Annotated in this window: 16 protein-coding genes and 5 pseudogenes; 15 read left to right on the top strand and 6 right to left on the bottom strand. The window is 39.8% G+C overall.

Annotated features, from left to right (window positions below; all coding sequences use genetic code 11):
• Nucleotides 1–121: 121 nt before the first annotated feature.
• Entirely contained in the window at nt 122–709 is a 588-nt protein-coding gene (locus tag ACGF5R_RS10015; RefSeq protein ID WP_387690681.1) for a beta-class carbonic anhydrase, read from the top strand.
• Nucleotides 710–1720: 1011 nt separating this feature from the next.
• On the opposite strand, the gene ACGF5R_RS10010 is transcribed toward ACGF5R_RS10015, so the two are convergent.
• From ACGF5R_RS10010 to ACGF5R_RS09985, 6 genes and pseudogenes are all read right to left on the bottom strand, one after another.
• A complete protein-coding gene (locus ACGF5R_RS10010; protein WP_387690679.1) occupies nt 1721–1975 on the bottom strand; it encodes a bacteriocin immunity protein in 255 nt (84 codons plus the stop codon).
• Nucleotides 1976–1989: 14 nt separating this feature from the next.
• Nucleotides 1990–3656, bottom strand: a pseudogene (locus tag ACGF5R_RS10005) (S-type pyocin domain-containing protein).
• Between the two features lie 388 nt (nt 3657–4044).
• Nucleotides 4045–6501, bottom strand: a complete 2457-nt coding sequence (mrcB, locus tag ACGF5R_RS10000) for a bifunctional glycosyl transferase/transpeptidase (RefSeq protein ID WP_387690677.1) — start codon at nt 6499–6501, stop codon at nt 4045–4047.
• Nucleotides 6502–6590: 89 nt separating this feature from the next.
• A complete protein-coding gene (gene hrpB, locus ACGF5R_RS09995; protein ID WP_387690675.1) occupies nt 6591–8696 on the bottom strand; it encodes an ATP-dependent helicase HrpB in 2106 nt (701 codons plus the stop codon).
• 18 nt (nt 8697–8714) lie between these two features.
• The gene (locus ACGF5R_RS09990; protein ID WP_387690716.1) at nt 8715–10091 is read right to left on the bottom strand and encodes an IS4 family transposase; all 1377 of its coding nucleotides are present in this window, start codon (nt 10089–10091) and stop codon (nt 8715–8717) included.
• 108 nt (nt 10092–10199) lie between these two features.
• Nucleotides 10200–10541 (bottom strand): annotated as a pseudogene (locus ACGF5R_RS09985) (DEAD/DEAH box helicase); the annotation flags it as partial.
• 318 nt (nt 10542–10859) lie between these two features.
• Here ACGF5R_RS09985 and cpmA point away from each other — a divergent pair.
• From cpmA to panB, 14 genes and pseudogenes are all read left to right on the top strand, one after another.
• A pseudogene (gene cpmA / locus ACGF5R_RS09980) lies at nt 10860–12356 on the top strand (carbapenam-3-carboxylate synthase).
• A 2-nt stretch (nt 12357–12358) separates the two neighbouring features.
• Entirely contained in the window at nt 12359–13120 is a 762-nt protein-coding gene (gene cpmB, locus ACGF5R_RS09975; RefSeq protein WP_112877014.1) for a carboxymethylproline synthase, read from the top strand.
• Nucleotides 13121–13942, top strand: coding sequence for a (5R)-carbapenem-3-carboxylate synthase (gene cpmC / locus ACGF5R_RS09970; protein ID WP_262981285.1), 822 nt, complete (start codon nt 13121–13123; stop codon nt 13940–13942).
• 76 nt (nt 13943–14018) lie between these two features.
• A pseudogene (gene cpmD, locus ACGF5R_RS09965) lies at nt 14019–15222 on the top strand (carbapenem biosynthesis protein CpmD).
• Nucleotides 15191–15445, top strand: a complete 255-nt coding sequence (gene cpmE / locus ACGF5R_RS09960) for a carbapenem biosynthesis protein CpmE (RefSeq protein WP_387690673.1) — start codon at nt 15191–15193, stop codon at nt 15443–15445. The pseudogene cpmD and the gene cpmE overlap by 32 nt, the downstream one beginning before the upstream one ends.
• Before the next feature lie 8 nt (nt 15446–15453).
• Nucleotides 15454–16302, top strand: coding sequence for a carbapenem biosynthesis protein CpmF (cpmF, locus tag ACGF5R_RS09955; protein ID WP_387690671.1), 849 nt, complete (start codon nt 15454–15456; stop codon nt 16300–16302).
• Nucleotides 16292–16828, top strand: a complete 537-nt coding sequence (cpmG, locus tag ACGF5R_RS09950) for a carbapenem biosynthesis protein CpmG (protein ID WP_011145247.1) — start codon at nt 16292–16294, stop codon at nt 16826–16828. Before cpmF ends, cpmG begins: the two co-directional genes overlap by 11 nt.
• Nucleotides 16829–16837: 9 nt before the next feature.
• A pseudogene (cpmH, locus tag ACGF5R_RS09945) lies at nt 16838–17367 on the top strand (carbapenem biosynthesis protein CpmH).
• A 502-nt stretch (nt 17368–17869) separates the two neighbouring features.
• Nucleotides 17870–18577 carry a DNA/RNA nuclease SfsA gene (gene sfsA / locus ACGF5R_RS09940; RefSeq protein WP_112877019.1) on the top strand — a complete coding sequence of 236 codons (708 nt, stop codon included), beginning with the start codon at nt 17870–17872 and terminating at the stop codon, nt 18575–18577.
• 195 nt (nt 18578–18772) lie between these two features.
• The gene (gene dksA, locus ACGF5R_RS09935) at nt 18773–19228 is read left to right on the top strand and encodes an RNA polymerase-binding protein DksA (protein ID WP_011145244.1); all 456 of its coding nucleotides are present in this window, start codon (nt 18773–18775) and stop codon (nt 19226–19228) included.
• Nucleotides 19229–19290: 62 nt separating this feature from the next.
• Nucleotides 19291–20241, top strand: a complete 951-nt coding sequence (gene gluQRS / locus ACGF5R_RS09930; protein ID WP_112877020.1) for a tRNA glutamyl-Q(34) synthetase GluQRS — start codon at nt 19291–19293, stop codon at nt 20239–20241.
• Between the two features lie 90 nt (nt 20242–20331).
• Nucleotides 20332–21834: a polynucleotide adenylyltransferase PcnB gene (pcnB, locus tag ACGF5R_RS09925; RefSeq protein WP_240000729.1), complete on the top strand. Its 1503-nt coding sequence runs from the start codon at nt 20332–20334 to the stop codon at nt 21832–21834.
• A gap of 6 nt (nt 21835–21840) precedes the next feature.
• On the top strand, nt 21841–22335 hold the full coding sequence (gene folK / locus ACGF5R_RS09920) for a 2-amino-4-hydroxy-6-hydroxymethyldihydropteridine diphosphokinase (protein ID WP_112877022.1): 495 nt from the start codon (nt 21841–21843) through the stop codon (nt 22333–22335).
• Between the two features lie 89 nt (nt 22336–22424).
• The gene (gene panB / locus ACGF5R_RS09915) at nt 22425–23216 is read left to right on the top strand and encodes a 3-methyl-2-oxobutanoate hydroxymethyltransferase (RefSeq protein ID WP_387690668.1); all 792 of its coding nucleotides are present in this window, start codon (nt 22425–22427) and stop codon (nt 23214–23216) included.
• Nucleotides 23217–23240 lie beyond the last annotated feature (24 nt).

Below are 23240 nucleotides of genomic sequence, written 5' to 3'. Positions count from 1 at the left end.
TTTTCAGACTCATATTCATTTATTAAATAGATATTCTGGCTTTATCAAGAAGTTGAGTTTTATTTCTATCTTTTTGTTTTACATCACAATTTACTAAACCAGAAAATATGAAGGAGAGAGGATGAGCAACGTTATCAAAGAAATAAGTGATGCTAATATTGCATATGCAGCAACTTTTGGTGATGATAAAAAAAATCTTGGTTTACCGGCTGTCAGACGATTTGCCATATTGACTTGTATGGATGCCAGGCTGGACCCAGCAAAATTTGCAGGTTTATCTGAAGGTGACGCTCATATTATTCGTAACGCAGGCGGAAGAGCCAGTGATGATGCCATTCGTTCACTTATCATTTCTTACAAACTTTTCGGCACAAAAGAGTGGTTTGTCATTCATCATACTGATTGTGGGATGGAGCTTTTTACAGACAATATCATGGGCGATCTACTGGAAAGCAGCCTGGAAAGTGTCATCATGACAGATGAGGGATTTAAAGATATCGGCAACGGTACAGGTTCATCCGAGGGAAAATATATCAAATGGCTTACTATTGATAATCAAGTTAATAGTTTAGTTGAAGATATTCACCGTATTCGTACTCATCCCCTTGTACCCACAAATATCGCTATATATGGGTACATCTATGATGTGAAGTCAGGAAAATTAATTGAGGTTCCTGAAGCAACAAGCATTGTAAATATAGAGTCGTGAATTAAACTTGTTGGTATACCATAATCATTGAAGATATTTGATTTACGATAGACTTGTGTGATTTACTCCCCACGCTCAATCACCAGTGATTAGCGTGGGGTTTCTTATCAGCGATTTTATACTCTGCTTATTTTACTGCCATAACCATTTAAAAATGCGAATACAGAAATATTATCCGAACAGACTGGTATTTAAATGCTTTCTCGCCATTATTTTATGAAGGAAACCCTAAAAATAACGCAATAAAAAAATGGATAAAACGGTTAATCTGGCGGGATTTAAGCCTTGAAAAAAGTTGATTTTCCGTAAAGATATCTTTAATCTCATCAGGTTACTTACTGATTTATCAAGATAAAACAAAGGGTGGTAATTTATTAAAACTGCCCAGGATTTCCGGTAAAACAACATCAGTAAAGCTAAAATCGGCTATGATTAACGTTCATTAAACGTAAAGCCACAATATGCCATAATGATTAAACTTGATAAAAAGCAGACGTTAAAAGTGGTAAAAACCATAGTTAAAAAAATGGTTAAAACTTTATACCGATTAAAACCAAGGATTAACACCATGGCTTTTAAAATAGTTTAAAACCGGCTTATTATAAAACTATCAGTGAAAAATGAAAAACAAAACTTGACTCTGTTAATGCTTATATCCATTTTGGGAAAAAAGAAAAATAAGAACATGAGTCGTTTAATCAGAAAATATATTCTCTAAAAGGAAATGGTTTTATTAACGTTTTCAATCTGGAGTAAACTTTGTCGTAAATAGATTAAATAGTCGTAATTAACACCCTTTATCTAAGAAAAATAATTAAGAGATTGTTCTTCAATAAAAAATCCCCTGATAAGATTTTCTTAGACTATTTATTAACACTTCAAAATTAACCACCATTACTTATATAACCCCTGTTCTCGGCTAAGCTAAGGTTATATTCTCCGCCCCCCTCTAACACGCAAATTAGCTAAATATAATCGCGGAAATCCTTTTCCTCATTTAACGAATCCCTATTATTTTTTGAAGCCGGGCCTGCCATTTTTCGCTCGCCATTCTTTTATCACTTTAAGCACACCTTCTGGACTATCTTCAACTCCATTTTCTGGATAAAAAATTAGTCCATTTCCGTTTGGGTGTTCTGAAAGTTTTTCAAAATGATCTATTAAATTATCATGTTCTTCCTCTGAAACATCCACAGCCCATATTTTATTCAATAGGGATAAGAATTCAGCTTCAGTATAATCTTCCAGTTTGTTTTTCAGTTCCATCTTACATACCCTCTCTAATTAGAATGGAGTTCAATGTGTTTTTTTGGGGTGACTACCCGTAAATTATCGAGATCATAGACAGCCCCACCATCTTTAATTGGTTTTACATGGTGGATATCGAATTTTCTCTTTCCACCTACTTGTTCAATCGGAATGGCAAACGGCGCATATCCAAGCTCTTTAATTCTTTTTTTATTTACATCAGAAAGATCCTTTGCTAATTCAGGATCGTTTCCAACCTCTTTCCAAAATGCCTTTCTGAAATCATCAAAGCTATTGAATGTCCTCCCACGCAACTTATCCGCTATCTGACAGGGGATCGGAGCTCCCATATCTTGCCCTGCACAATTTAGCCAGTTGCCTTCGATTTTTTGCCCCCGACCAGTTACCACTCCCGGTTGATTCCTAGAGGTATTAAACATCACGTAAATCGGTTTCATGCCAGAATCGGCTGGAAATACCAAAATATAATCGCGGAAATCCTTCTCTTCCGGCATCGGTAGTAATTCAATATCACTGCCCACTTTATCCGGGATAGGCAACACGGTTATTTGAGACGGAATAAACGGCTGTTCTTCATTCCCGGTATGGGCCGGAACTTTAAACTCTTGTTCGTTCGGCGTCCATAAAATCGTCGGCCTGTGCTCTCCCGGCTCCCAAAACTCATAATTACCCGTGGTCCGATTCAGCTTCATCATATGAACCGGCACTTTATCCAACCCACTTTCCGGGCTGACGTGATACCCCTGAACCGTCATCCTGCCGTTTTTTTCATCTCTGATCTAGCGAAAACGCACGCGAGTAGAAGCTTTACCATACTGTTCCGCTATCTGTCTCAGACGATACGGGGTTAAGTAATCTTCCTCTCCGTCATTCAACTTAGGTGAATAAAACACCCTCATTAACCCAACCGTTACCGGATTCGGTGCCGGCAACCAACGCCCTGCACTGATGATACCACCACCAATGTAACGCATCACCAGCCCTTCCCCTTCCGCTACTGCGCTGCGGGCAGTTGCGGCCACAGCGGTAGCGGCTGCTTCGGCTTTATCTTTGCCACGGCTAAACCACCGTTTATACCACGGTAATTTTTTATCCTGAGGTTTATCCGGTTCAGGTGGGTGTTGCTTGCCCTGTGGAGTCGGTTCTGGTTTTTGCGGCGTTACGGGAGCAGGAGATGACGGAACCTGATATACCGCCATCTTGCCGAAGTTGTTCGCGGATTCAGCCTCAGTTCCAGCATCGGTACAACCTTTGCCCCGCAAGCAAGATTTCGTAAACACCGGTATCGGAGGTGCCTTAGCCACAGGCGGCTCCGGCTGAACGTTGCTCGCTTCCTTCACCGGCGACGAGAAATTCTGCACCGCCATATTAACAGGCGCTGTAGCCCGATGATTAGGCTGCTCCTGTTTCTCATAGCTGTCCATCTCCGAATTAATGAATCTAGCCCGGCAGGGGCAAGTACTCACACTGTCCAATGTGCCAGCCAACTGGCGCCCCATATCAAACACATCGGATACACCACAACAATCGTGTAAGTACCGGGATGTTTGCCACAGGTAACCTTATCCCCTTCACGAGCGGTTGCACGTCCGTTAAACGTCATGGTGTGGTCACCGGTAATAATCTGTCCACCACAGGTTGTTTTGTCACCAACGAGCAGAAAATATCCTATTGCCATCTATTGACTTCTCCATTGACCAAACGCATGAAGAGTGGATCTGACTGGAATCATCATGTTCTTACTACCTATTACTTAATATTAATGATTAATAATTCATCAGATTTAACTTTAGAAAAATATAGGAACATTCCGAAAGTTGCTGATTTTTTCATCTCATATGGGTGCAAAAATCCACATATTGCAACAATATTTATACAACTATGTAACAAGCATCAGCATTACTACTGCGATAATCGTGTAAAGCCGAAAAGGTAATGACGCGGTATGTTTGGAAAACTGATAAAAAAACGGTGGAAGGTGACTTTGCAGACGAAAAACAATACTCAGAAAATCAAAACGCTGACCAGAAGATCAGCGCTTTGTTATTCATTTCATCAAATATTCATTATTGACCAAACATCTCCCGCAACCAGCCCGGTGCTTGTTCTTGTTGCTGAACAGGCTCTGACACTGCTGTTTGCTGGCACAAACTCTGTGGATCATAAGTCCAAACCGGTAATGTTCGCCAACCACTGCCACTACAGCTAAAGCTGCCATCCTGATTAACCGCCATATCGACAATGCCTTCCGGTGGAATGTTATTCAGCATCAGCGGCGTCTGATTTTCCAGATAACGGCGATATACATTCAACGCCCCTGTAGCCCCTGTCAGATTGGTCGGTTCATTGTTATCTCGGCCAACCCATGCTATCACTACTTCTTTACCATCGATTCCGGCAAACCAGCTATCACGCAGATCATTGGTGGTACCCGTTTTACCCGCCAAATTATAACGACCAAACTTAGCGTTCAGAGAACGAGAAGTTCCATTCGCTACAACCTGCTGCATACCATATAGCGTCAGATAAGCCGCCTGAGCCGGTACAGCCCGTTCAGCCTGCGGGTAACTCTGATATATCACGGTACCATCTTCCGTAATGACAGAACGTAACGCGGAAAGCGTCGCGCGGTTGCCGCCACTCGCCATCGTCTGATATTCCTGCGCCACTTCTAACGGTGTCAAGCTAAGAGAACCCAGTAACATGGCCGGAACCTGCTGAATCACTTCCTCCGGTACGCCAAGCCGGATTAATGTGTTGCTAACATGATCAAGACCAACAGCCAATCCAAGATTCACCGTAGGAATATTCAATGAACTTGCCAGCCCATCTATCAACATGACACGCCCACGGAAACGACGGTCATAATTTCTCGGTTCCCAAACCTTACTGTTCGGCTGTTTTACCGCAAGAGGTTCATCCGCCAGCCAAGTATTCAACCGATATTGATCCGGCTCACTCAATGCCGCCAAATAAGTAGAAGGTTTTGCCAGTGAGCCAATCGAACGGCGCGCCATCATCGCTCGGTTAAATCCAGCATACTGAGGTTGAGAACCACCAACCATCGCTCTAATTTCACCACTGATGCGATCGACAATCACCATTGCCCCTTCAAGGTCAGCAATTTTTCGGGTTTCTCTCAAGCTGGCAATCCCCTCTTCTACTGCGTTTTCAGCCGCATCCTGAGATACCGGGTCCAAAGTAGTGAAGATTTTCACGCCGGACAGATCATTTACTCGATCACCAAGTCTATCCTGCAATTCCTTACGAACTAGCTGCATAAACGCCGGTTGTGGGGTGATAACACCACCTTTCGGTTTTACCCCCAGTGGACGAGCACTCAATAACTTATAAAGATCTTCATCAATAATTTGCTGGTTTTGTAACAGCTTCAGCACCACATTTCGACGCTGGAGAACGAGTTTAGGATTACGCCACGGATTATAGAGTGAAGCCCCTTTCACCATACCGACCAGCAACGCCTGTTGATCTAAACTCAATTCATCCACCGGACGACCAAAATAATAGAGGCTCGCCAGCGGGAATCCTCGGATCTCCCCATCACCACTTCGGCCTAAATAAACTTCGTTCAGATACAGTTCAAGAATCCGATCTTTGCTGTAACGATAATCCATCAGCACAGCCATATAAGCTTCATTGGCTTTGCGCACCAAAGTGCGCTCATTGGTCAGGAACAAGTTTCTCACCAATTGCTGCGTCAGGGTGCTTCCCCCCTGAACGGTACGCCCGGCAGTCAAGTTAGCCAGTGCTGCACGCCCAATGGAAAGAATACGAATACCATCATGTTGATAAAAATGGCGATCTTCGGTCGCCAGCAAGGTGTTAACCAGTAAATCGGGGAAACCAGAACGTGGCACAAATAACCGCTGCACCCCATTAGGAGACTGCAACATGGTAATCAGCTTCGGATCAAGGCGGAAGAACCCAAATTGACGCTGATTTTCCAGATTTTCGATCCCTGCCAGACGGTTATCACTGAACGTTAGCAGAGCGTAGATCTGCCCCTCTTTACTGTCAGGAAAATCAAACGGACGGCGTAACATTTCAATGGTTTCACCTCTGACAGAAAACTCACCAGGACGGGTAATTTTTGTCACCTGGCGATACTGCATCCCTTCCAGCAGATGTATCATCTCTTTCTTACTGTAGTTCATGCCCGGTTCAAGATTGACCATTCGTCCATAGACTGCCGCCGGTAACTCCCAAACTTTTCCATCAATGCGATCGCGGATTTTGGCATCCAGATAGACACCATAAGCCGCCAATAATACGGCAAAAATAATAAATATCTTGAATAACAACCAGAACCAACGCCACTTTTTCTTAGGTGGACGGGAATACATTCCTTTCTTTGTCATGGGTTGATCCTCTTCATCATCGTAGTCCTCATCTTCATAGCCATTATCATCATCCAACAGATACCGTCTTTTTAATGGCCGTTTACGGCGGGGTACCGGCTTTTTGCCTTTACGTCCGATTGGTTGACGATCTTCACCAGACATTCCAAAATTCTCCAAAGCCGCTTAGATGCTAATTAATTGATATTCATATCTTTTAGTGAATCTATTCGCCGGCAAAAAGTTGTTAAATTCTACTGCGAATATTTTTTTACCCGCCGAGTGGGTAATGTATTTGCCGGATCATCCGGCCATGGATGTTTTGGGTAACGCCCTTTCATCTCTTTTTGCACTTCTCGATACGAGCCTCGCCAAAAAGCGGCTAAGTCTTGCGTAATCTGCAATGGCCTTTGGGCTGGCGATAATAGTTCAAGCACCACAGCCACCCGCCCTTTTGCCAGAGATGGGCTTTGCTGCTCACCATACATTTCCTGCATCCGAACAGATAATACCGGTGGTTTATCACTGAAATAACGGATTGTTATCCGACTGCCAGTTGGAACAGTATAATAAATAGGCAGTTCATTATCCAGACACTGTTGTTGTTGCCAATCCAGTAAACTTTCCAGTGCCGGCAACAAATCAATCTGTTTCAGCCCTTTCAAATCACGCACACCAGTAAGGAACGGCATCAACCAATCATCAAGAGAAACCATTAATGCATCATTATCTACTGCCGGCCACTGCATTTCAGGCAACCATTTAGCCGCACATTGGATACGGATGCACAACTGAACTGCCGCAGGTGACCAGTTGAGCTCATGTAATCCCTCACTGCGTAACCAGTTTAGCAGGGCCAGCTGTAATTGCTCATCTGAAAGCTTTGCCAATCGTTGGGCTTTTACTGTCAAGCACCCACATTGCAGTCGTTTCCATGCTCGCAATGTCCCTTTGTTATCATCCCATTCAACGACACTCTGCTCGCTAAATAAATTCGGCTGCTGTTGTATCAGCCGTTCAATATCCAGAGGGCAAGCCAGCAAAATACGCGCATCAGGATTTCTGCTGTTTTGTAATAATGAAGGAGCCACTAGCCACGATTCGCCAGATAACTTTTCTTCATCATCGATCATCACCCCCAAACCATTAGCCAGTTGAAAACGCCCTCCCTTATCCCGATTTTTGGCTATTCTGTCAGGGAAACCTTGGGCTAATAGCATTGCAACAAATCCACCGTCTGGCTCACCAAAATGATCGCCCATATTCCTAGCTAACTGCTTTGCCCGCCGTAACCAATGAGCTTGTCGCTGCTCAACCCAATAAGTGATATCCGGCTGGCCACCACGGGGCGGTTCTTCCAGAATCGCGGTCAGCATAGCTGCGGTTGCCAGCATATCGGCCCCTTGTTCCAACCCTGCACATAATATTGCAGCCAAGCGCGGATCACTGCCGGATTCCGCCATTTTTCTGCCTCTGGACGTTAACTGACCATTGTTATTGACTGCACCTAACTGTAATAACAGCGATTTGGCTACTGCCAACGCTGCGTCAGGAGGCATATCTAGCCAGTACAATTGGGAAATATCATGACATCCCCACTGCAATAAGGAGAACCATAAGCCACTGAGATCAGCATTCAGAATTTCGGACTCACTATACTCTGCCGCTCTTTCTGCCTGTTCTTGGCTGAATAGATGCCAACAAACACCGGCTTCCAACCGTCCCGCTCGACCAGCTCGTTGTGTCATAGAAGCTTGACTGATGCGTTGAGTGATCAGGCGAGTCAATCCATTTTTGGGTTCAAAACGCGTCGTGCGTTCAAGACCACTATCAATCACCAGTCGAATACCTTCAATCGTTAAACTGGTTTCTGCAATGTTAGTCGCCAAAACAACTTTACGGCGTCCACGTGATGAAGGCTCGATAGCTTTTTGTTGTTCAGCCAATGACAACGCACCGTATAACGGGCAAAGATCGGTATCCTCAGCAACTATCTCTTTAAGAAGTCCAAACACCCGTTGAATTTCCCCGCTGCCCGGCAAAAACAACAGCACAGAACCTTGCTCCTGTTGTAGTAACCGCAATACGACGGTGGCTACACACTGTTCAAAAGGTTGGTGAGCAGGCAAAGGACAATAATGTCTGGTCACAGAAAAGCTTCGCCCTTCTGAAATAATCACTGGCGCATCAGGCAATAAAGAAGAGAGCCGCTGATTATCCAGCGTCGCTGACATGATCAAAATTCGCAGATCATCCCGTAGCCCTGCCTGTACATCCAGCAACAATGCCAACGCAAAATCAGCCTGCAAGCTGCGCTCATGGAATTCATCCAGAATCACCAGAGAAACCCCTGTCAGCATCTGTCTCTTGATCATATTTCATAGATCAAGAGACTTGGACAGTAAATAACCTTCAAGGATGGTTTGTAACATGAACCATCCTTGCCACAGCCTTTCCCATCCCACTCGGCCATTTCGTTTTGAGTCATACCAACCCGCTAGTTTTCCCAAATTGATATAGGCCCAGTAAACACTTGGCGCTGTCTTAGGGACCTTTTTCTTTTCTTGCTTTACCCACAATAATTTCCACGCTAGCGGGCTTAATAGCGTTTCACAACTCTGTTTTTCCGCCTCTGATCTATTGAGACCCACATAGCGCAACTGATGAACACGCACCGCGATAAACGCCAGGATCACCACCATTTTTTCCAGATTTTCTTTACGTTGCATCCGCAGCGCTTCTACCTGTGTCCCGCCACTTTTCCATGCCTTGTGAAACTCTTCAATGAGCCAGCGTTTTTCATAGTAGTCCAGAATACGGCGGGCATCTTCTTTACCTTTTACCGGCTCCGATGTCAGAATGTGCCAGCTCAGCTCCTTGTCGTGATTCGTTTCCTGACAACTCACATAATACAGCGGTATCGGCTCCCCTCGTTTATTGGCCGGCATTTTGAGCGTGACAGGGGCGTAACGGACGTCGCAGAGAGCTTCACGCGCCTTACGCCCACCTCGTTGTTTAACCTGAACGGTTCTTTTATCTGCGGGCTGCAAAGATTCACTGAACAGATAAAGTTTATCTGAGCTTTGTTCAATGCAACGGCTTTGCATTGAACGCACAATAAAACGCGGCTGATGCGTGATTTTATAGGTCAGATAGTCAATAATGTCTGCCTCGCGATCACAAACTGAAATGACCTTATTCATATCACTGCCAAGACGAGTTTCTGTTGCCTGAGAGGCGCGTTCCCACTTATAACTTTCCTTGTCTTTATACGGCCGGGAAGCCCGTTGCGCTTTCTTGCCATAATGACTCAGCTCTCTCGTCCAGCGCGTTTGTTCAATCAGGCCAATGACCTGTTCTTCTCTGGGGGCAAAAAGCAAAACGGAATGGGCATGCAGGCCGGTGGCACTTTTTCGTGATGCGGTATACCCCATTTCATCCCGAACCGTCTGATGAGTGAACTCCAGTGAGGTTGTATCTTCCAATGCCAGCAAACAGTCATAGGACTTAGCTTGTTCAGCCGTTGCTGCAAATCCGGCCTCTGCAATGGCCGTTGCGTCAATGGCCCGGTTACGCGTAAATCGATAAGCGGCTTCAATATCCGCTGGTGTTTTGAGTGATTGCACAATAGATTGCCCGATATGGTTGGCTAAAGAGGCGGTGAATTTGATAAGACGCTGGGTTCGTCGGCTATCACCCAAATTTGCGCGAGAAAAAGTCTCATAAGCCCATTGTTCTGCGTGAGTTTGGAACATTTTACCGTACCTCAATGAAATAGTTATTACTAAGATCAGCAAAATAGAAAAAGATTCAAAAAAATCCCCCGATTTTTTATCAGGGGATTTGTGTATGAAAGACAGTGTCAGCATGGGGTCCTGCTGTAACATTCGGGTTAAAATGCCTTCTGTTACCACTTCAAGGCGAGTAGTTGCACTCATTTTCGTTTCTGAACGCATCCGGTAACCCACGGTCTGCCCGATATTTTCATTCAATTGAGCGGCAAGGCGATTGGCGACACTGCGAGCAGCAATCCGCCGTGGTTCTAACATTATGATACGCCCAGAGAAATCGGCTTTTTTCAGAATTTCCAATGGCAAAACCGTCGATTTCCCGGCCCCAGCCGGAGCATGAAGCAGGACCTGTTGTGAACTTTTCAACGTACTCAGGACAGGCTCGACGACCTCATATACAGGCAATAAAGACACAAACACTCCATACAAAGAAAGTTAACTTTCAACCGCCGGCATTGTAGCATTGCCTGCTTCAATCTTATGCCATCCGTCATTAGGGCGTTTTTATGAAATTCTATCCACTGTGCCAATACAGGGTACAGACAGAATATAATCATACATAATTGCCATTGATACAGTAATATTGCGGTTTCTGTTTTTAAAAACAAATAGTTAGATTAGATATATAAATAATTTTAATGTCAAATACATTGATAAATTCATTTAATGTGCTAATCTTTTAATTACTTAGATTCTTAATTATTTTTACAAAGTTATGAAAGGAGTTTAAAATTGGGCTCTGAATTTTGCTTTGTCAAATATGGTTTTGATAAAAATTTAAATGAATTAACAAATGAGTTTCAATTTGATGAGTTATCTACCGGAAGAATACTCTTCCGTAATACAACAAATGTATCTAAATTTAAAAGTGAAAGATATACTGCTTTTTTAATTGGTAATATATATAACATATCTACCATCAGATTCATTCTTGGAAAAATAGAAGGAAGAGCTGGTGTGCTTAGCGATGTGGAGGTTTTATTATTAATTAGAGAAAAATTTGGCAATTCCATTATTTCTATAGCAGAAGGGGATTATTGCCTTTTTATTGAGGATAAAAAAGGAAATATAGAAGTAACAACAGAGTCTAGAGGATTAAATTTAGTACAGACAGATTTTATTTGGATTACTAATAGCTTGAAGATTGTTGGTAAGGTAGAGGGAGATAAAGCTTTTGATTTCAAATCTGAAAGCGAAGTTATTAAGCGCTCACTAAAACCAGATAATTTTTCACCAATAAGAAATGTGTCTAGATTAAAGCCTGGTACAATAAATAAATTAACATTTGATGAACAAAGATATCCTCATTTAGGAGTTGAGTATGTAATACCTCCTGTAGAGGAAAATTCTTTTGATATAAAAGAAAGTGACCTTCTTGAAATAATTGATTCTGATTTGAGAAATTCTATTTCCCGGTTATCTAAAAATAATAAAACTATAGGTGTTCCACTATCAGGAGGATTAGATTCAAGTTTAGTTACTGCTTTAGCATCAAAGTATTTTGATAAAGTAAAAACATGATCTATAGGAACAGAATTAAGCAATGAATTTGAATTTTCTAAAATTGTTTCTGATTATCTCGGTACAGAACACGAAGTTAAAATTCTTAGTGAAGATGAAGTTATATCAGGTGTAGTAAAAGCTATTTATCATAATGAAATATTTGACGGATTATCTTCTGAGATTCAATCAGGATTATTTAATGTTTATGAATTAGCAAAAGGAAAAGTTAACTCATTGATAACAGGATATGGTTCTGATCTATTATTTGGAGGGATATTAGAACCCGGAAAATCCTATATTGAACCAAATAAAATATTATCTGAGCAAGTTTATAGAACTAAATGGACAGGAGAATTTTCAACTCATGGAGCAGGAAATTATGGGTTGAACGTTTATCACCCATTTTGGACTAATAATCTTATATCTTTATGTCATAATTTGGACCCATACTTTAAAATAAGAGATAATGAAGTTAAAAATATTTTACGAGAATATGCAAGCAGTATAAATATCCTCCCAAAAGAAATAATATGGAGAAAAAAAATAGGTATTCATGAAGGATCATCTGTCAATAAGTTTTTTGCAACAATGATAGGAACTGAAGTAAATAACTATCAAGATAAAACAAGGTTTAGTTATTCTATATATAAAGAGTTTTTGACAGGAAAATTGTCAATTGAAGAAGCAAATTCAACCAAGTTGCGTGAAATTATAAAAAGGAGTTAGATATGGTAATAGAAAGAGATTTTAGCTCAATTAGAGTAATTATACTTAACCATGAAAATAAGCATAATCCATTTAGTGAAAGCTTAGAAAATTCAATTAAAAAATCTTTAATTAAAGCTGATCAAGATGACAATGTTAAAGCCATTGTTGTTTATGGTGGAGAGAATCGTTCTTTTTCTTCTGGGGGAGATTTCAATGAAGTTAAAAATCTATCAGGAGAAAATGTGGAACGTTGGATAGATAGAGTGATAGATCTATATTGTGCTGTTTTAAACGTAAACAAACCAACAGTAGCTGCGGTAGATGGTTATGCTGTAGGAATGGGATTTCAATTTGCTCTAATGTTTGACCAAAGAATTATATCAAGCGAAGCTAAATTTATAATGCCTGAATTAAAACACGGTATTGGTTGTTCTGTAGGTGCAGCTATACTTAGTTTTACACATGGACATAATATAATGAGAAAAATTGTATTTGAATGCGAAGAACTTTCATCAGAAATGTGTATTAAATACAACATTGCAAATCAGGTAATAGATAAAGAAATTCTTTTAGAAACAGCTATAGAACGCGCTAATTTACTAGCAAAATATCCGAAAACAGCATACTCGAACACAAAAAAATTTATGAACAAAAAATTCGTTGATATCTTGGAAGATAGCAGAAAAGAATCAAAATTAGTTCATAAAAATTCGTTTGGCTCTAGAGATTCTCAAAAGCACTTTAAAAAAGTACTTGGTGATAAATATTATGAGGATAATTAAATGAATAAAAATTTACAATGGTCACCAATAATGCAGTCAGGTTTTGGTGCTAACATTAGTACAGATGATTTTTTGAAAGCTTCTGCTAAAGAAATTAAAAATCTTCTAATGAGACAAGGCTTTATTGTAGTCAATAAAATAAACCTTAATGCTGATGAATTTCGCGATATATACAGCAAATATGGAACAATAGTTGAGTATGCAGATGAAAAAATAGATGTTGGTTTTGGGTATCGTGATACATTAAAACTTGAAGGCGAAAAAGGAAAAATTGTCACTGGGCGTGGACAACTCCCATTTCATGCTGATGGTGGGTTATTATTATCGCAAGTAGATCAAGTTTTTTTATATGCTGCTGAAATAAAAAACATGAAGTTTCGAGGAGCAACTACCGTTTGTGACCATGTTCTTGCATGCAAAGAAATGCCTAAACATTTATTAAATATTTTAGAAAATGAAATTTTTGAAGTAATAGTTCTGGAATATGGCTACTACGTAGATGTATCTCCTGCTGGATGGTTTCAAGTTCCTGTATTTACTGACCTTGGATGGGTGAGAAAAATGCTAATATATTTTCCATTCGATGAAGGACAACCAGCCAGCTGGGAGCCAAGAATTGTTGGGTTCACAGATGAAGAAACAAAGAGATTTTTTGCTGAGCTTACTGAATTTATGAAAAATCCCCGCTATTATTATAAGCATTATTGGGAAAAAGGTGATTTAATTATAATGGATAACAGAAGAGTTATTCATGAAAGGGAAGAATTTGATGACGATAATATCGTTCGTCGTCTCTACCGTGGGCAAACTGCTGATATTTAAATTCCTCCCCCTTCATAGAAGGGGAGGTAAAAATAAAGTGACATATGAGTTGTTATAACTATAGAAATTACAAATAATGGCTAATAAAAAATCAAACAACAATAAAGTTTTTAAAGACGAAACATCACTGTATTCTAGATATAGTATATCAACCCTTTTTCTTAAGTTTTTTGTAACTTTATTGTTAACAAATAAAATCACAAAAAAAATTTCTTTATGGATGATGAGATTTATTTTAAATAAAAAAAATAAGTTTTTTATTAGGTTTTTAAATGGGGTTTATTTTGGTGGTGAAAGTATAGATGAAGCAAAGGCTAATGTGATTTTTCTATCAAAAAATAATATTCATAGCATATTAGATTATGCAATTGAAGGGAAAAACGACGAAATTTTCTTTAATAATGCGCTAGAGTCAACATTAAAATTAATTGATCTCGCTAGCAAAGAGTCCAATATACCATATGTTGCCATTAAGCCTTCATCACTAGGAGATATTCATCTTTATGAAGAAAAAATGAGAGGTTGGAATTTTTTTGGAGAAAAAATTAATTCTTGGAGTAGGATATTAGAACGTTATGAAAAAATATTTCATTATGCAGAAATTAAATCAGTTAAAGTTATGATTGATGCAGAGCAATCTTGGATTCAGGCAGCAGTAGACAAGATTGTCATAGATAGCATTATTAAACACAATAAAATATTGCCTATTATAACATTAACAATACAATCCTACAAAAAAGAATCCATTGATCTTCTGATGTTACTACATAAAATTGCTATTGATAATAACATTAAAGTTGGTATTAAGATTGTTAGATGAGCTTATTTAGAAGAAGAGATTAAAAATAAAGAAAAATCAATTGGAACATTTTTTTTAAAAAAAGAAGAGACTGATTTAAATTATAATTATTTAGCTGAATACATATCAAAAAGAATTGAGTATTTTTATCCTTTTTTTGCAACTCATAATGAAAATAGTATATCAATCATATTAAATAAGAATGAATTAAAAAATAAATCATTTTGGATTGGACAATTGTACGGGATTGGAGATCATATTTCATCAAAACTAGCTTACAATGGTATTAGGACGTGTAAATATTTACCATATGGGCCAATTGATAAATCATTGCCATATTTATTAAGAAGGATAAATGAAAATGCAGTGGCTTCAGATACCTTTGTTACAGAAAACAAAAAGATAATGAAAGAGATTATTTTAAGATTAAAAAAATACGGGAGATAAAAATGGATGTCTTTACATTAAAAATTGGAAATGATTCTTTTGATATATCATCGAATGAAACGATTTTGAAATGTGCTTATAAGAATAGAGTTAAATTAAAATATCATTGCGCTTCTGGATATTGTGGCAAATGTAAAGTAAAGCTTATTTCTGGTGAAGTTAATTTAGATCATTCTGGTGGAATATCTAGAGATAAAATATCTTCTGGATATATATTGACTTGCTGCTCATACCCGAAAAGCAACATTGAAATATAGGAAAAAAAATGAAATATATTTGTTTGTTTTTATCTATAATAATGTCATCAAAAGCATATTCATTTGATAACATGAAACTCAGCTTTGTTGAAGGCGGTGATTTTTACGTTGGTAGTGTGTTTGGCGCTCAAAATTATGAATCTCATTCTAATGTTACATTAAATTCTTTTTATATCATGAAGAATGAAGTTACTTATTCAGAATATAAAGAGGTATATGAATGGGCTATATTAAATGGTTATGATTTTGATGATGGATGTAATGGGGCATATTATGAAGATTGTCTTCCTCCTGAGCAGGATGAAGGCAGGCATCCTGTGACTAGTATTAAATGGTTAGATACCATTCTTTTTTCAAATGCATTAAGTGAGAAATTAAAACTCACTCCAGTATATTTTCAAAAAGGAAATAAAATTATTAGAAAAAAAGACAAAAACTTAGAGATCTTTATAAATACAAACGCTAATGGCTATCGTTTACCTACCTTAAATGAATGGCATGTTGCAGCAAGGGGCGGAAAACCTGCCTTACGATTAGGAAGATATGGATACTATCACTCTGGAAGCAATGATTCTAAGAAGGTGGCATGGTATCCAGAGTTTAATACAAGTAATTTTGGAACACAGGTTGTAGGTAAATTATCTCCAAACGACTTAGATTTATACGATATGAGTGGAAATGTTTCTGAATGGGTCTATGATAGTTATGAACTTGGTACAGTTAAGTTGTACTATTTTTGTGGTGGAAGTTATCTTTCCCATGCAAACAGCTTATCCAGTTGTGATAACCATAGTTCAGGATATATTATGCCAGATGTTGGATTTAGATTAGTTAGGAGCTATTTAAATGAAAAATAAATTTTACCTTATTTTTATTTTACTTTTCTCGTTTGAGGCATTTTCTCATTGCGGAAATAAGGTAAATCTAAAGGATGGAATCAATCTTATAGATTTGAATGGTGATGGAAAAAAAGATGTAATTTTTTATGCCAAATTTGAAAACAATACATCTCATCCAAGTAACACATTAACTGTTTTTATAAAAAATAAAAATGGGAAATTTAATATAGTTCCACTCCCAAATGATACTGGTTTTACTTGGTTTGATTTTAAATTATCTGCTTCTGAAATAAAAATACAAGATTACGAGCTAAGGGTAAAAAATGGAGTTTATTATATTATTTTTTTTCGCAAAAAAAATAATGATGATGACATATTTGGAGAATACCCAGTAGAATTTATTAAATATGATATAAAATACAACAATGAAGTGCCTGGTATTTCAAATTATTATTGGGATTATACTAAATCCTATCTTACAAAGAAAAAATATAAAAATGTTAGTGATGCCATGACAGAATATAATATGGAGTGTAGTTTATGAAATTTTTTTATTTTTTTTGTTTTTTTATCTTTTTTTTGTCATTCAGGAGAAAATGAATCTTTTAGAAAAAAAATACAAAAAAAATTGACGATAAAATATTATTATGCCTAGGTGAAACTGAATGGCCAGTATCAATTAATGAAAATTCTATATGGGTTAATGCGAACATGGAATCTCTTGTTGATGCTGGATTAGTGAAATTGGATTTTAAAAGAGGAAAAAATAAATTATGGAACTTAACCAAGTTAGGAAAAAAAGAATTTAATAAAAATGGTGATTTTTGTTACGGTAGAATGATGTTAAAAAACATTCTAAGTATAACTTACATAAATAAAAAAAGAGGGTTTATAGTTTTTAACTACTATGTGCATTTATTACCTGAATGGGCTAAAAGCAAATCAATAAGATTCGCATATTCTTATCTAGATAATATTATTACAGGCATTGACAATGAAAAATATCAAATTGAATTTGAAAAATCTGACACTGGGGTTATTAAAATAATAAGTGATCCTGTTCAACTTGAAATTCTTTACTAATTTTAAGCGATAATAGGGGTTTCAAAAGCAACGGAATAGTACACTCCATTAAATAACTATTTAATGGCAGATTCGACTAATATACATTACACCTGCTGGATAGTCTTGGTATTCAGCATAAAAACAGTTTTATGAAACATCGTTCAAAAGCAGTTATTTCGGATAAAGATTACTCTAGCCAATCATTACGTAGCCGATTAAAAAATCAGGGAATAAAAGTGATAATTCCGTATATACCCTATGGATTTCAAGATGGATCGCGACGGCAAGGGAGCGAATCCCCGGGAGCATAGATAACGATGTGACCGGGGTGAGTGAGTGCCGCCAACAAAGAGGCAACTTGAAAGATGACGGGTATAAATCAAACGAAAAATCCCGGTCAGATAGACGGGTAAAATTCGACCATAAGACGAAATGTTGTGGAAAGATGTTTTGGTCGACTGAAAGAACATTGTAGCATTGCCTGCTTCAATCTTATGCCATCCGTCATTAAGGCGTTTTTATGAAATTCCATCCTCCGTTACAATCCGCCACACTCATTCGTCGTTATAAACGTTTCCTGGCTGATGTCATCACACCGGAAGGAGAAACACTGACTATCCACTGTGCCAATACGGGCGCAATGACCGGCTGTGCGACACCGGGAGATACGGTTTGGTACTCCACCTCTGATAATCCCAAACGTAAATACCCCAACAGTTGGGAATTGACAGAAACACAGGATGGTCACTGGATTTGTGTTAATACGCTCAGAGCAAATGATCTAGTCGCTGAGGCCATTGCACAAAATGCTATTCCAGAATTTTCTGAATATAAAAAAATCAGCCGGGAAGTGAAATATGGCGAAGAGAACAGCCGGATAGATCTGCTATTACAGGCAGAACAGCAAGTTAATTGCTACATTGAAGTGAAATCAGTGACTCTTCTCCAGGAAAATTGTGGCTATTTCCCTGATGCTGTCACGACTCGCGGGCAAAAACACCTACGGGAATTGCAACACATAGCAGAACAAGGGCAAAGGGCTGTTTTATTTTTTGCAGTCTTGCATTCTGGCATCAGGCAGGTCGCGGCGGCTGCACATATTGATCATAATTATTCATCTCTTTTGGAACAAGCGCAAAATTCTGGGGTCGAAGTTATCTGTTACCAGGCCAACATGACAGGAAAAGGGATGGTTTTAGGCGATAAGTTAACTTTTGTACTAAAATGATTAACTTACCGATTCACCTAATATTTGCAGCCAAGTTGTACAAGGTGTAAAGGCATACAATACATTTGCTTCCACACCATTGTGAAACTAATAGCAGGAACAATTGCCAACCCTTGCTCCATCTGCTATTTATAACGGCCTATTTTTTTCCCCGCTAGGGGTTCGTTTGATAGTGCGTGTGTTAGGAGAAGTATTATGCAAGAAGGGCAAAAACGTAAAACCTCGTCCTTAAGCATTCTCGCCATCGCTGGGGTAGAACCTTACCAAGAGAAGCCAGGTGAAGAATACATGAACGATGCCCAGTTGGCGCATTTCAAGCTAATTCTTGAAGCATGGCGCAATCAACTCAGGGATGAAGTAGATCGTACTGTATCTCATATGCAAGATGAGGCAGCGAACTTCCCTGATCCAGTTGACCGTGCGGCGCAGGAAGAAGAATTCAGTCTTGAATTACGTAACCGCGATCGTGAGCGTAAATTGATTAAGAAGATCGAGAAAACCCTGAAAAAAGTCGAAGATGACGATTTCGGTTTTTGTGAATCTTGCGGCATTGAGATCGGCATCCGTCGTTTGGAAGCCCGTCCAACCGCAGATTTGTGTATTGATTGTAAGACGCTGGCCGAAATCCGTGAAAAACAGATGGCTGGCTAATTAATGGTGTTCCGAATACGGCGTCTTTATGACGCCGTATAAACAACCCCACTGATCTCCATATGATAAAATCTGAACGTCCCCAAGCTTATATTGGGCGTTTCGCCCCATCACCTTCTGGTGACCTGCATTTTGGTTCATTAATCACTGCCATTGGCAGCTATTTGCAAGCCCGTGCTTGTCAGGGAAAGTGGCTGATACGTATTGATGATATTGATCCGCCCAGAGAAGTTCCCGGTGCTGCCAGCCGGATTCTTCACGCACTTGAACATTACGGTTTACATTGGGATGGTGAAATTCTCTATCAGTCTCAACGCCATGAGGCTTATCGCCATGTCCTTAATCAATTGCAACAACAAGGTTTAAGTTATTACTGTACCTGTACCCGTCAACGCATTCATCAGATTAATGGTTTTTATGATAGAAACTGTCGTGAATTAAATTTGCCCATTGATCATGCAGCAATTCGATTCAAACAGCGTCATCCGGTTTACGGTTTTGAAGATAAATTACAAGGATATCTGAACGCCGATCCGGTCATGGCTGAAGAAGATTTTATTATTCACCGTCGTGACGGTTTATTTGCCTATAATTTAGTGGTTGTTATTGATGATGATTACCAAGGGGTGACTGAGGTGGTAAGAGGGGCAGATTTGATTGAACCAACTGTCCGCCAGATTGCGCTTTATCAGCAATTAAATCTCAAAATACCTGACTATATTCATTTACCACTCGCTCTGAATAAGGACGGCAATAAACTTTCCAAACAGAATCATGCTCAGCCGATCCCATTGGATGATCCCCGGCCATTACTGATTGAAGTATTATCTTTCCTTAATCAATCTGTTATAGAAAACTGGCAAGATCTTTCTCGTGATCAATTGTTACAAAAAGCAACAGCACGTTGGGATCTGGACCGAATTCCACGACAAGGTAAAATGCACATAGATAACATGAATAAAGTTACGGTTAGTCATAACAACCATTCTCAAAAAATACACAGTAGGCTATGATTAGCCGCTGTTTTTTATTTGTTTTATATGATTAGTTACTTATCGAGGTGTACCATTTTTAACCGAGTAGCAAATTTCTGCCGTAACTTATTGATCCGCGAAGGGAAAAATAACCGCGAACTACAGGCAGCCAGTGAAAGGCCAGTCACCGGATCTGACCGTTCTGCTCAGGAAGAGTACATAACTCTTCACTCTAATCGCCAAAACCCTTATCAACTCTTATCCAATGTGGAGACACCAAGGAAGGTTGAACAGGAGAATCCTCATTCGAATTTATCGATAACGATAATTCCACGGGAACAACATTGTATTTCCCGCAGAGATATCAGTGAAAATGCACTGAAAGTCCTTTACCGTTTGAATAAATCCGGTTTTGAAGCCTATTTGGTTGGCGGTGGTGTCCGTGACTTATTACTCGGTACAAAACCGAAAGATTTTGATATTGCCACCAATGCCACACCAGAACAGGTGCGTAAATTATTTCGCAACTGCCGTCTGGTTGGACGCCGCTTTCGCTTAGCTCATATTATGTTTGGTCAGGAAGTGATTGAAGTCGCAACATTCCGTGGTCCACATGAACAAACGGGTTCTGATGATAAAAATCAATCACAACAAGCACAAAGCGGCATGCTACTGCGGGATAACATCTTCGGCTCAATTGAAGAAGATGCTATGCGCCGCGATTTCACCATAAACAGCCTCTATTACGGTATCAATGATTTCTCTCTGCGTGATTATGCCGGTGGCCTTCATGATCTGGAAACCGGTGTTATCCGCTTGATTGGCGATCCTGAAACCCGCTATCGGGAAGATCCAGTAAGAATGCTGCGTGCGATCCGTTTCGCTAGCAAACTGAATATGACCATCAGCGAAGGTACCGCCGAACCTATTTCTCGTTTGGCTTTTCTGCTGAGTAATATTCCACCTGCCCGTCTGTTTGAAGAATCTTTAAAACTTTTACAAACCGGTCAAGGTTACAGCACTTATAAACTTCTGCGCGAATACCGCCTATTTCAACCACTTTTCCCATTGGTTCAACGCTATTTCACCGAAAATAACGATTCGCCAATGGAACGTATACTCAATCAGGTTTTGAAGAATACCGATTACCGGTTACAAAATGATAAACGGGTTAACCCGGCGTTTTTGTTCGCCGCAATGCTCTGGTATCCACTGGTTGAACATGCGGAAAAGCTGTCTCAAGAAGGTGGCCTGGCTTACTACGATGCTTTTGCATTGGCGATGAATGACATTCTGGATGAGCAATGCCACTCCATTGCCATTCCTAAGCGCCTGACAACCATCATGCGTGATATCTGGCAATTACAGTTACGTCTGCCACGCCGTCATGGTAAGCGGGCAAATAAACTGATGGAACACCCTAAATTCCGTGCTGCCTATGATTTGCTGGAACTGAGAGCCAATGTTGAAAATCGCAATGAGCTAAAAGATCTTGTCGATTGGTGGGGAGAATTTCAGCAAGTCAATGCATCACAGCAACGGAGTATGATTTCTGAACTGGGCAGTGAGATTGTTCGTCGTCGTACACGGCCTCGCCGTCACTATAAACCAAGACTGAGCAGGAACAGCTAATAAATTATGGCTCGTGTTTATATCGCTGTTGGTAGCAATCTGGCAGAACCTATGCAGCAAGTAAAAAATGCACTTGCTGCATTAAAAGATTTACCGGAAACAGAATGTATTGCCTGCTCCTCACTGTATCGTACTAAACCAATGGGGCCGCAGAATCAACCTGATTTTCTGAATGCGGCAGTCGCACTGGAAACCACGCTAACACCGGAAGAATTACTCAATCACACTCAGGCGATTGAACTGGCCCAGGGACGGGTAAGAAAAGATGAACGCTGGGGGCCAAGAACACTCGATCTGGATATCATGCTATTTGGTGATCAGGTGATTACTACCGAACGATTGACAGTGCCTCACTACGGACTAAAACAGCGCGAATTTATGCTCTACCCGTTAGCTGAAATTGCCCCTGATCTTATATTTCCTGATGGGGAAGCTTTATCTGAAAGACTGAAACACATCCCAGAAAACGGCCTGACACTCTGGCTGCAACCGCAGCTCTGATTCTAATCATTACATATAGGGATCTCAGTTCAGTCCGTGGCCGATTTCTGTACATAACAAGAAAAATTGCAGGAGAAGGAAGATAAATAATGAAACCAATAACCATGACTGATCTGAATCAGCTCAAAAAAGAAAAACGTAAATTTGCAACTATTACCGCTTATGACGCCAGCTTTGCCCACCTGTTTGCCGAGCAAGGTATCGATGTCATGCTGGTTGGTGACTCACTGGGTATGACTGTGCAAGGGGCTGATACCACCATTCCAGTGACAGTTGAAGATATTGTCTATCATACTCGTTGCGTCCGTGCCGGAGCACCTTATACTTTTATCATTGCCGATATGCCCTTCATGAGTTATGCCACACCAGAGCAAAGTTGTGAAAACTCAGCCAAGCTTATGCGTGCTGGCGCTAACATGGTGAAACTTGAAGGCGGTAGCTGGTTATACGATACCATTAGCATGCTTACCGAGCGTTCTGTACCCGTTTGCGCTCATTTAGGGCTAACTCCTCAATCAGTCCATATTCTTGGCGGTTATAAAGTTCAAGGACGTGATGAAGTATCAGCGAATCAATTGATAAAAGATGCCATTACCTTAGAAAAGGCAGGCATACAACTGCTAGTACTAGAATGCGTACCCGTTGATTTAGCTAAACGTATCACCGATGAATTACAGATCCCGGTAATTGGTATTGGCGCCGGTAATGTGACTGATGGGCAAGTTTTAGTGATGCATGACGCACTAGGCATTACCGTAAGCCCCCCTAAATTTGTGAAAAACTTCCTTGAAGAAGCAGGAAATATACGTGATGCCATCCGCTTATATAAAGAACAAGTGGAAAGCGGCGCCTACCCAGGTAAAGAACACTCATTTTATTAATAAATTACCCTTGTTAGCCCGAAG

Source organism: Photorhabdus sp. RM71S (assembly GCF_042879355.1).
GTDB classification, from domain to species: domain Bacteria; phylum Pseudomonadota; class Gammaproteobacteria; order Enterobacterales; family Enterobacteriaceae; genus Photorhabdus; species Photorhabdus kayaii.
Note: the sequence above shows the minus strand (reverse complement) of the source record. Positions and strands in the feature narration are given on the sequence as shown.

What these genes read in the sequence shown, in the direction of transcription:
- ACGF5R_RS10015 (WP_387690681.1), top strand. Translation starts at nt 122, where the DNA reads ATGAGCAACGTTATCAAAGAAATAAGTGATGCTAATATTGCATATGCA.
- ACGF5R_RS10010 (WP_387690679.1), bottom strand. Translation starts at nt 1,975, where the DNA reads ATGGAACTGAAAAACAAACTGGAAGATTATACTGAAGCTGAATTCTTA.
- mrcB (WP_387690677.1), bottom strand. Translation starts at nt 6,501, where the DNA reads ATGTCTGGTGAAGATCGTCAACCAATCGGACGTAAAGGCAAAAAGCCG.
- hrpB (WP_387690675.1), bottom strand. Translation starts at nt 8,696, where the DNA reads ATGCTGACAGGGGTTTCTCTGGTGATTCTGGATGAATTCCATGAGCGC.
- ACGF5R_RS09990 (WP_387690716.1), bottom strand. Translation starts at nt 10,091, where the DNA reads ATGTTCCAAACTCACGCAGAACAATGGGCTTATGAGACTTTTTCTCGC.
- cpmB (WP_112877014.1), top strand. Translation starts at nt 12,359, where the DNA reads ATGGTAATAGAAAGAGATTTTAGCTCAATTAGAGTAATTATACTTAAC.
- cpmC (WP_262981285.1), top strand. Translation starts at nt 13,121, where the DNA reads ATGAATAAAAATTTACAATGGTCACCAATAATGCAGTCAGGTTTTGGT.
- cpmE (WP_387690673.1), top strand. Translation starts at nt 15,191, where the DNA reads ATGGATGTCTTTACATTAAAAATTGGAAATGATTCTTTTGATATATCA.
- cpmF (WP_387690671.1), top strand. Translation starts at nt 15,454, where the DNA reads ATGAAATATATTTGTTTGTTTTTATCTATAATAATGTCATCAAAAGCA.
- cpmG (WP_011145247.1), top strand. Translation starts at nt 16,292, where the DNA reads ATGAAAAATAAATTTTACCTTATTTTTATTTTACTTTTCTCGTTTGAG.
- sfsA (WP_112877019.1), top strand. Translation starts at nt 17,870, where the DNA reads ATGAAATTCCATCCTCCGTTACAATCCGCCACACTCATTCGTCGTTAT.
- dksA (WP_011145244.1), top strand. Translation starts at nt 18,773, where the DNA reads ATGCAAGAAGGGCAAAAACGTAAAACCTCGTCCTTAAGCATTCTCGCC.
- gluQRS (WP_112877020.1), top strand. Translation starts at nt 19,291, where the DNA reads ATGATAAAATCTGAACGTCCCCAAGCTTATATTGGGCGTTTCGCCCCA.
- folK (WP_112877022.1), top strand. Translation starts at nt 21,841, where the DNA reads ATGGCTCGTGTTTATATCGCTGTTGGTAGCAATCTGGCAGAACCTATG.
- panB (WP_387690668.1), top strand. Translation starts at nt 22,425, where the DNA reads ATGAAACCAATAACCATGACTGATCTGAATCAGCTCAAAAAAGAAAAA.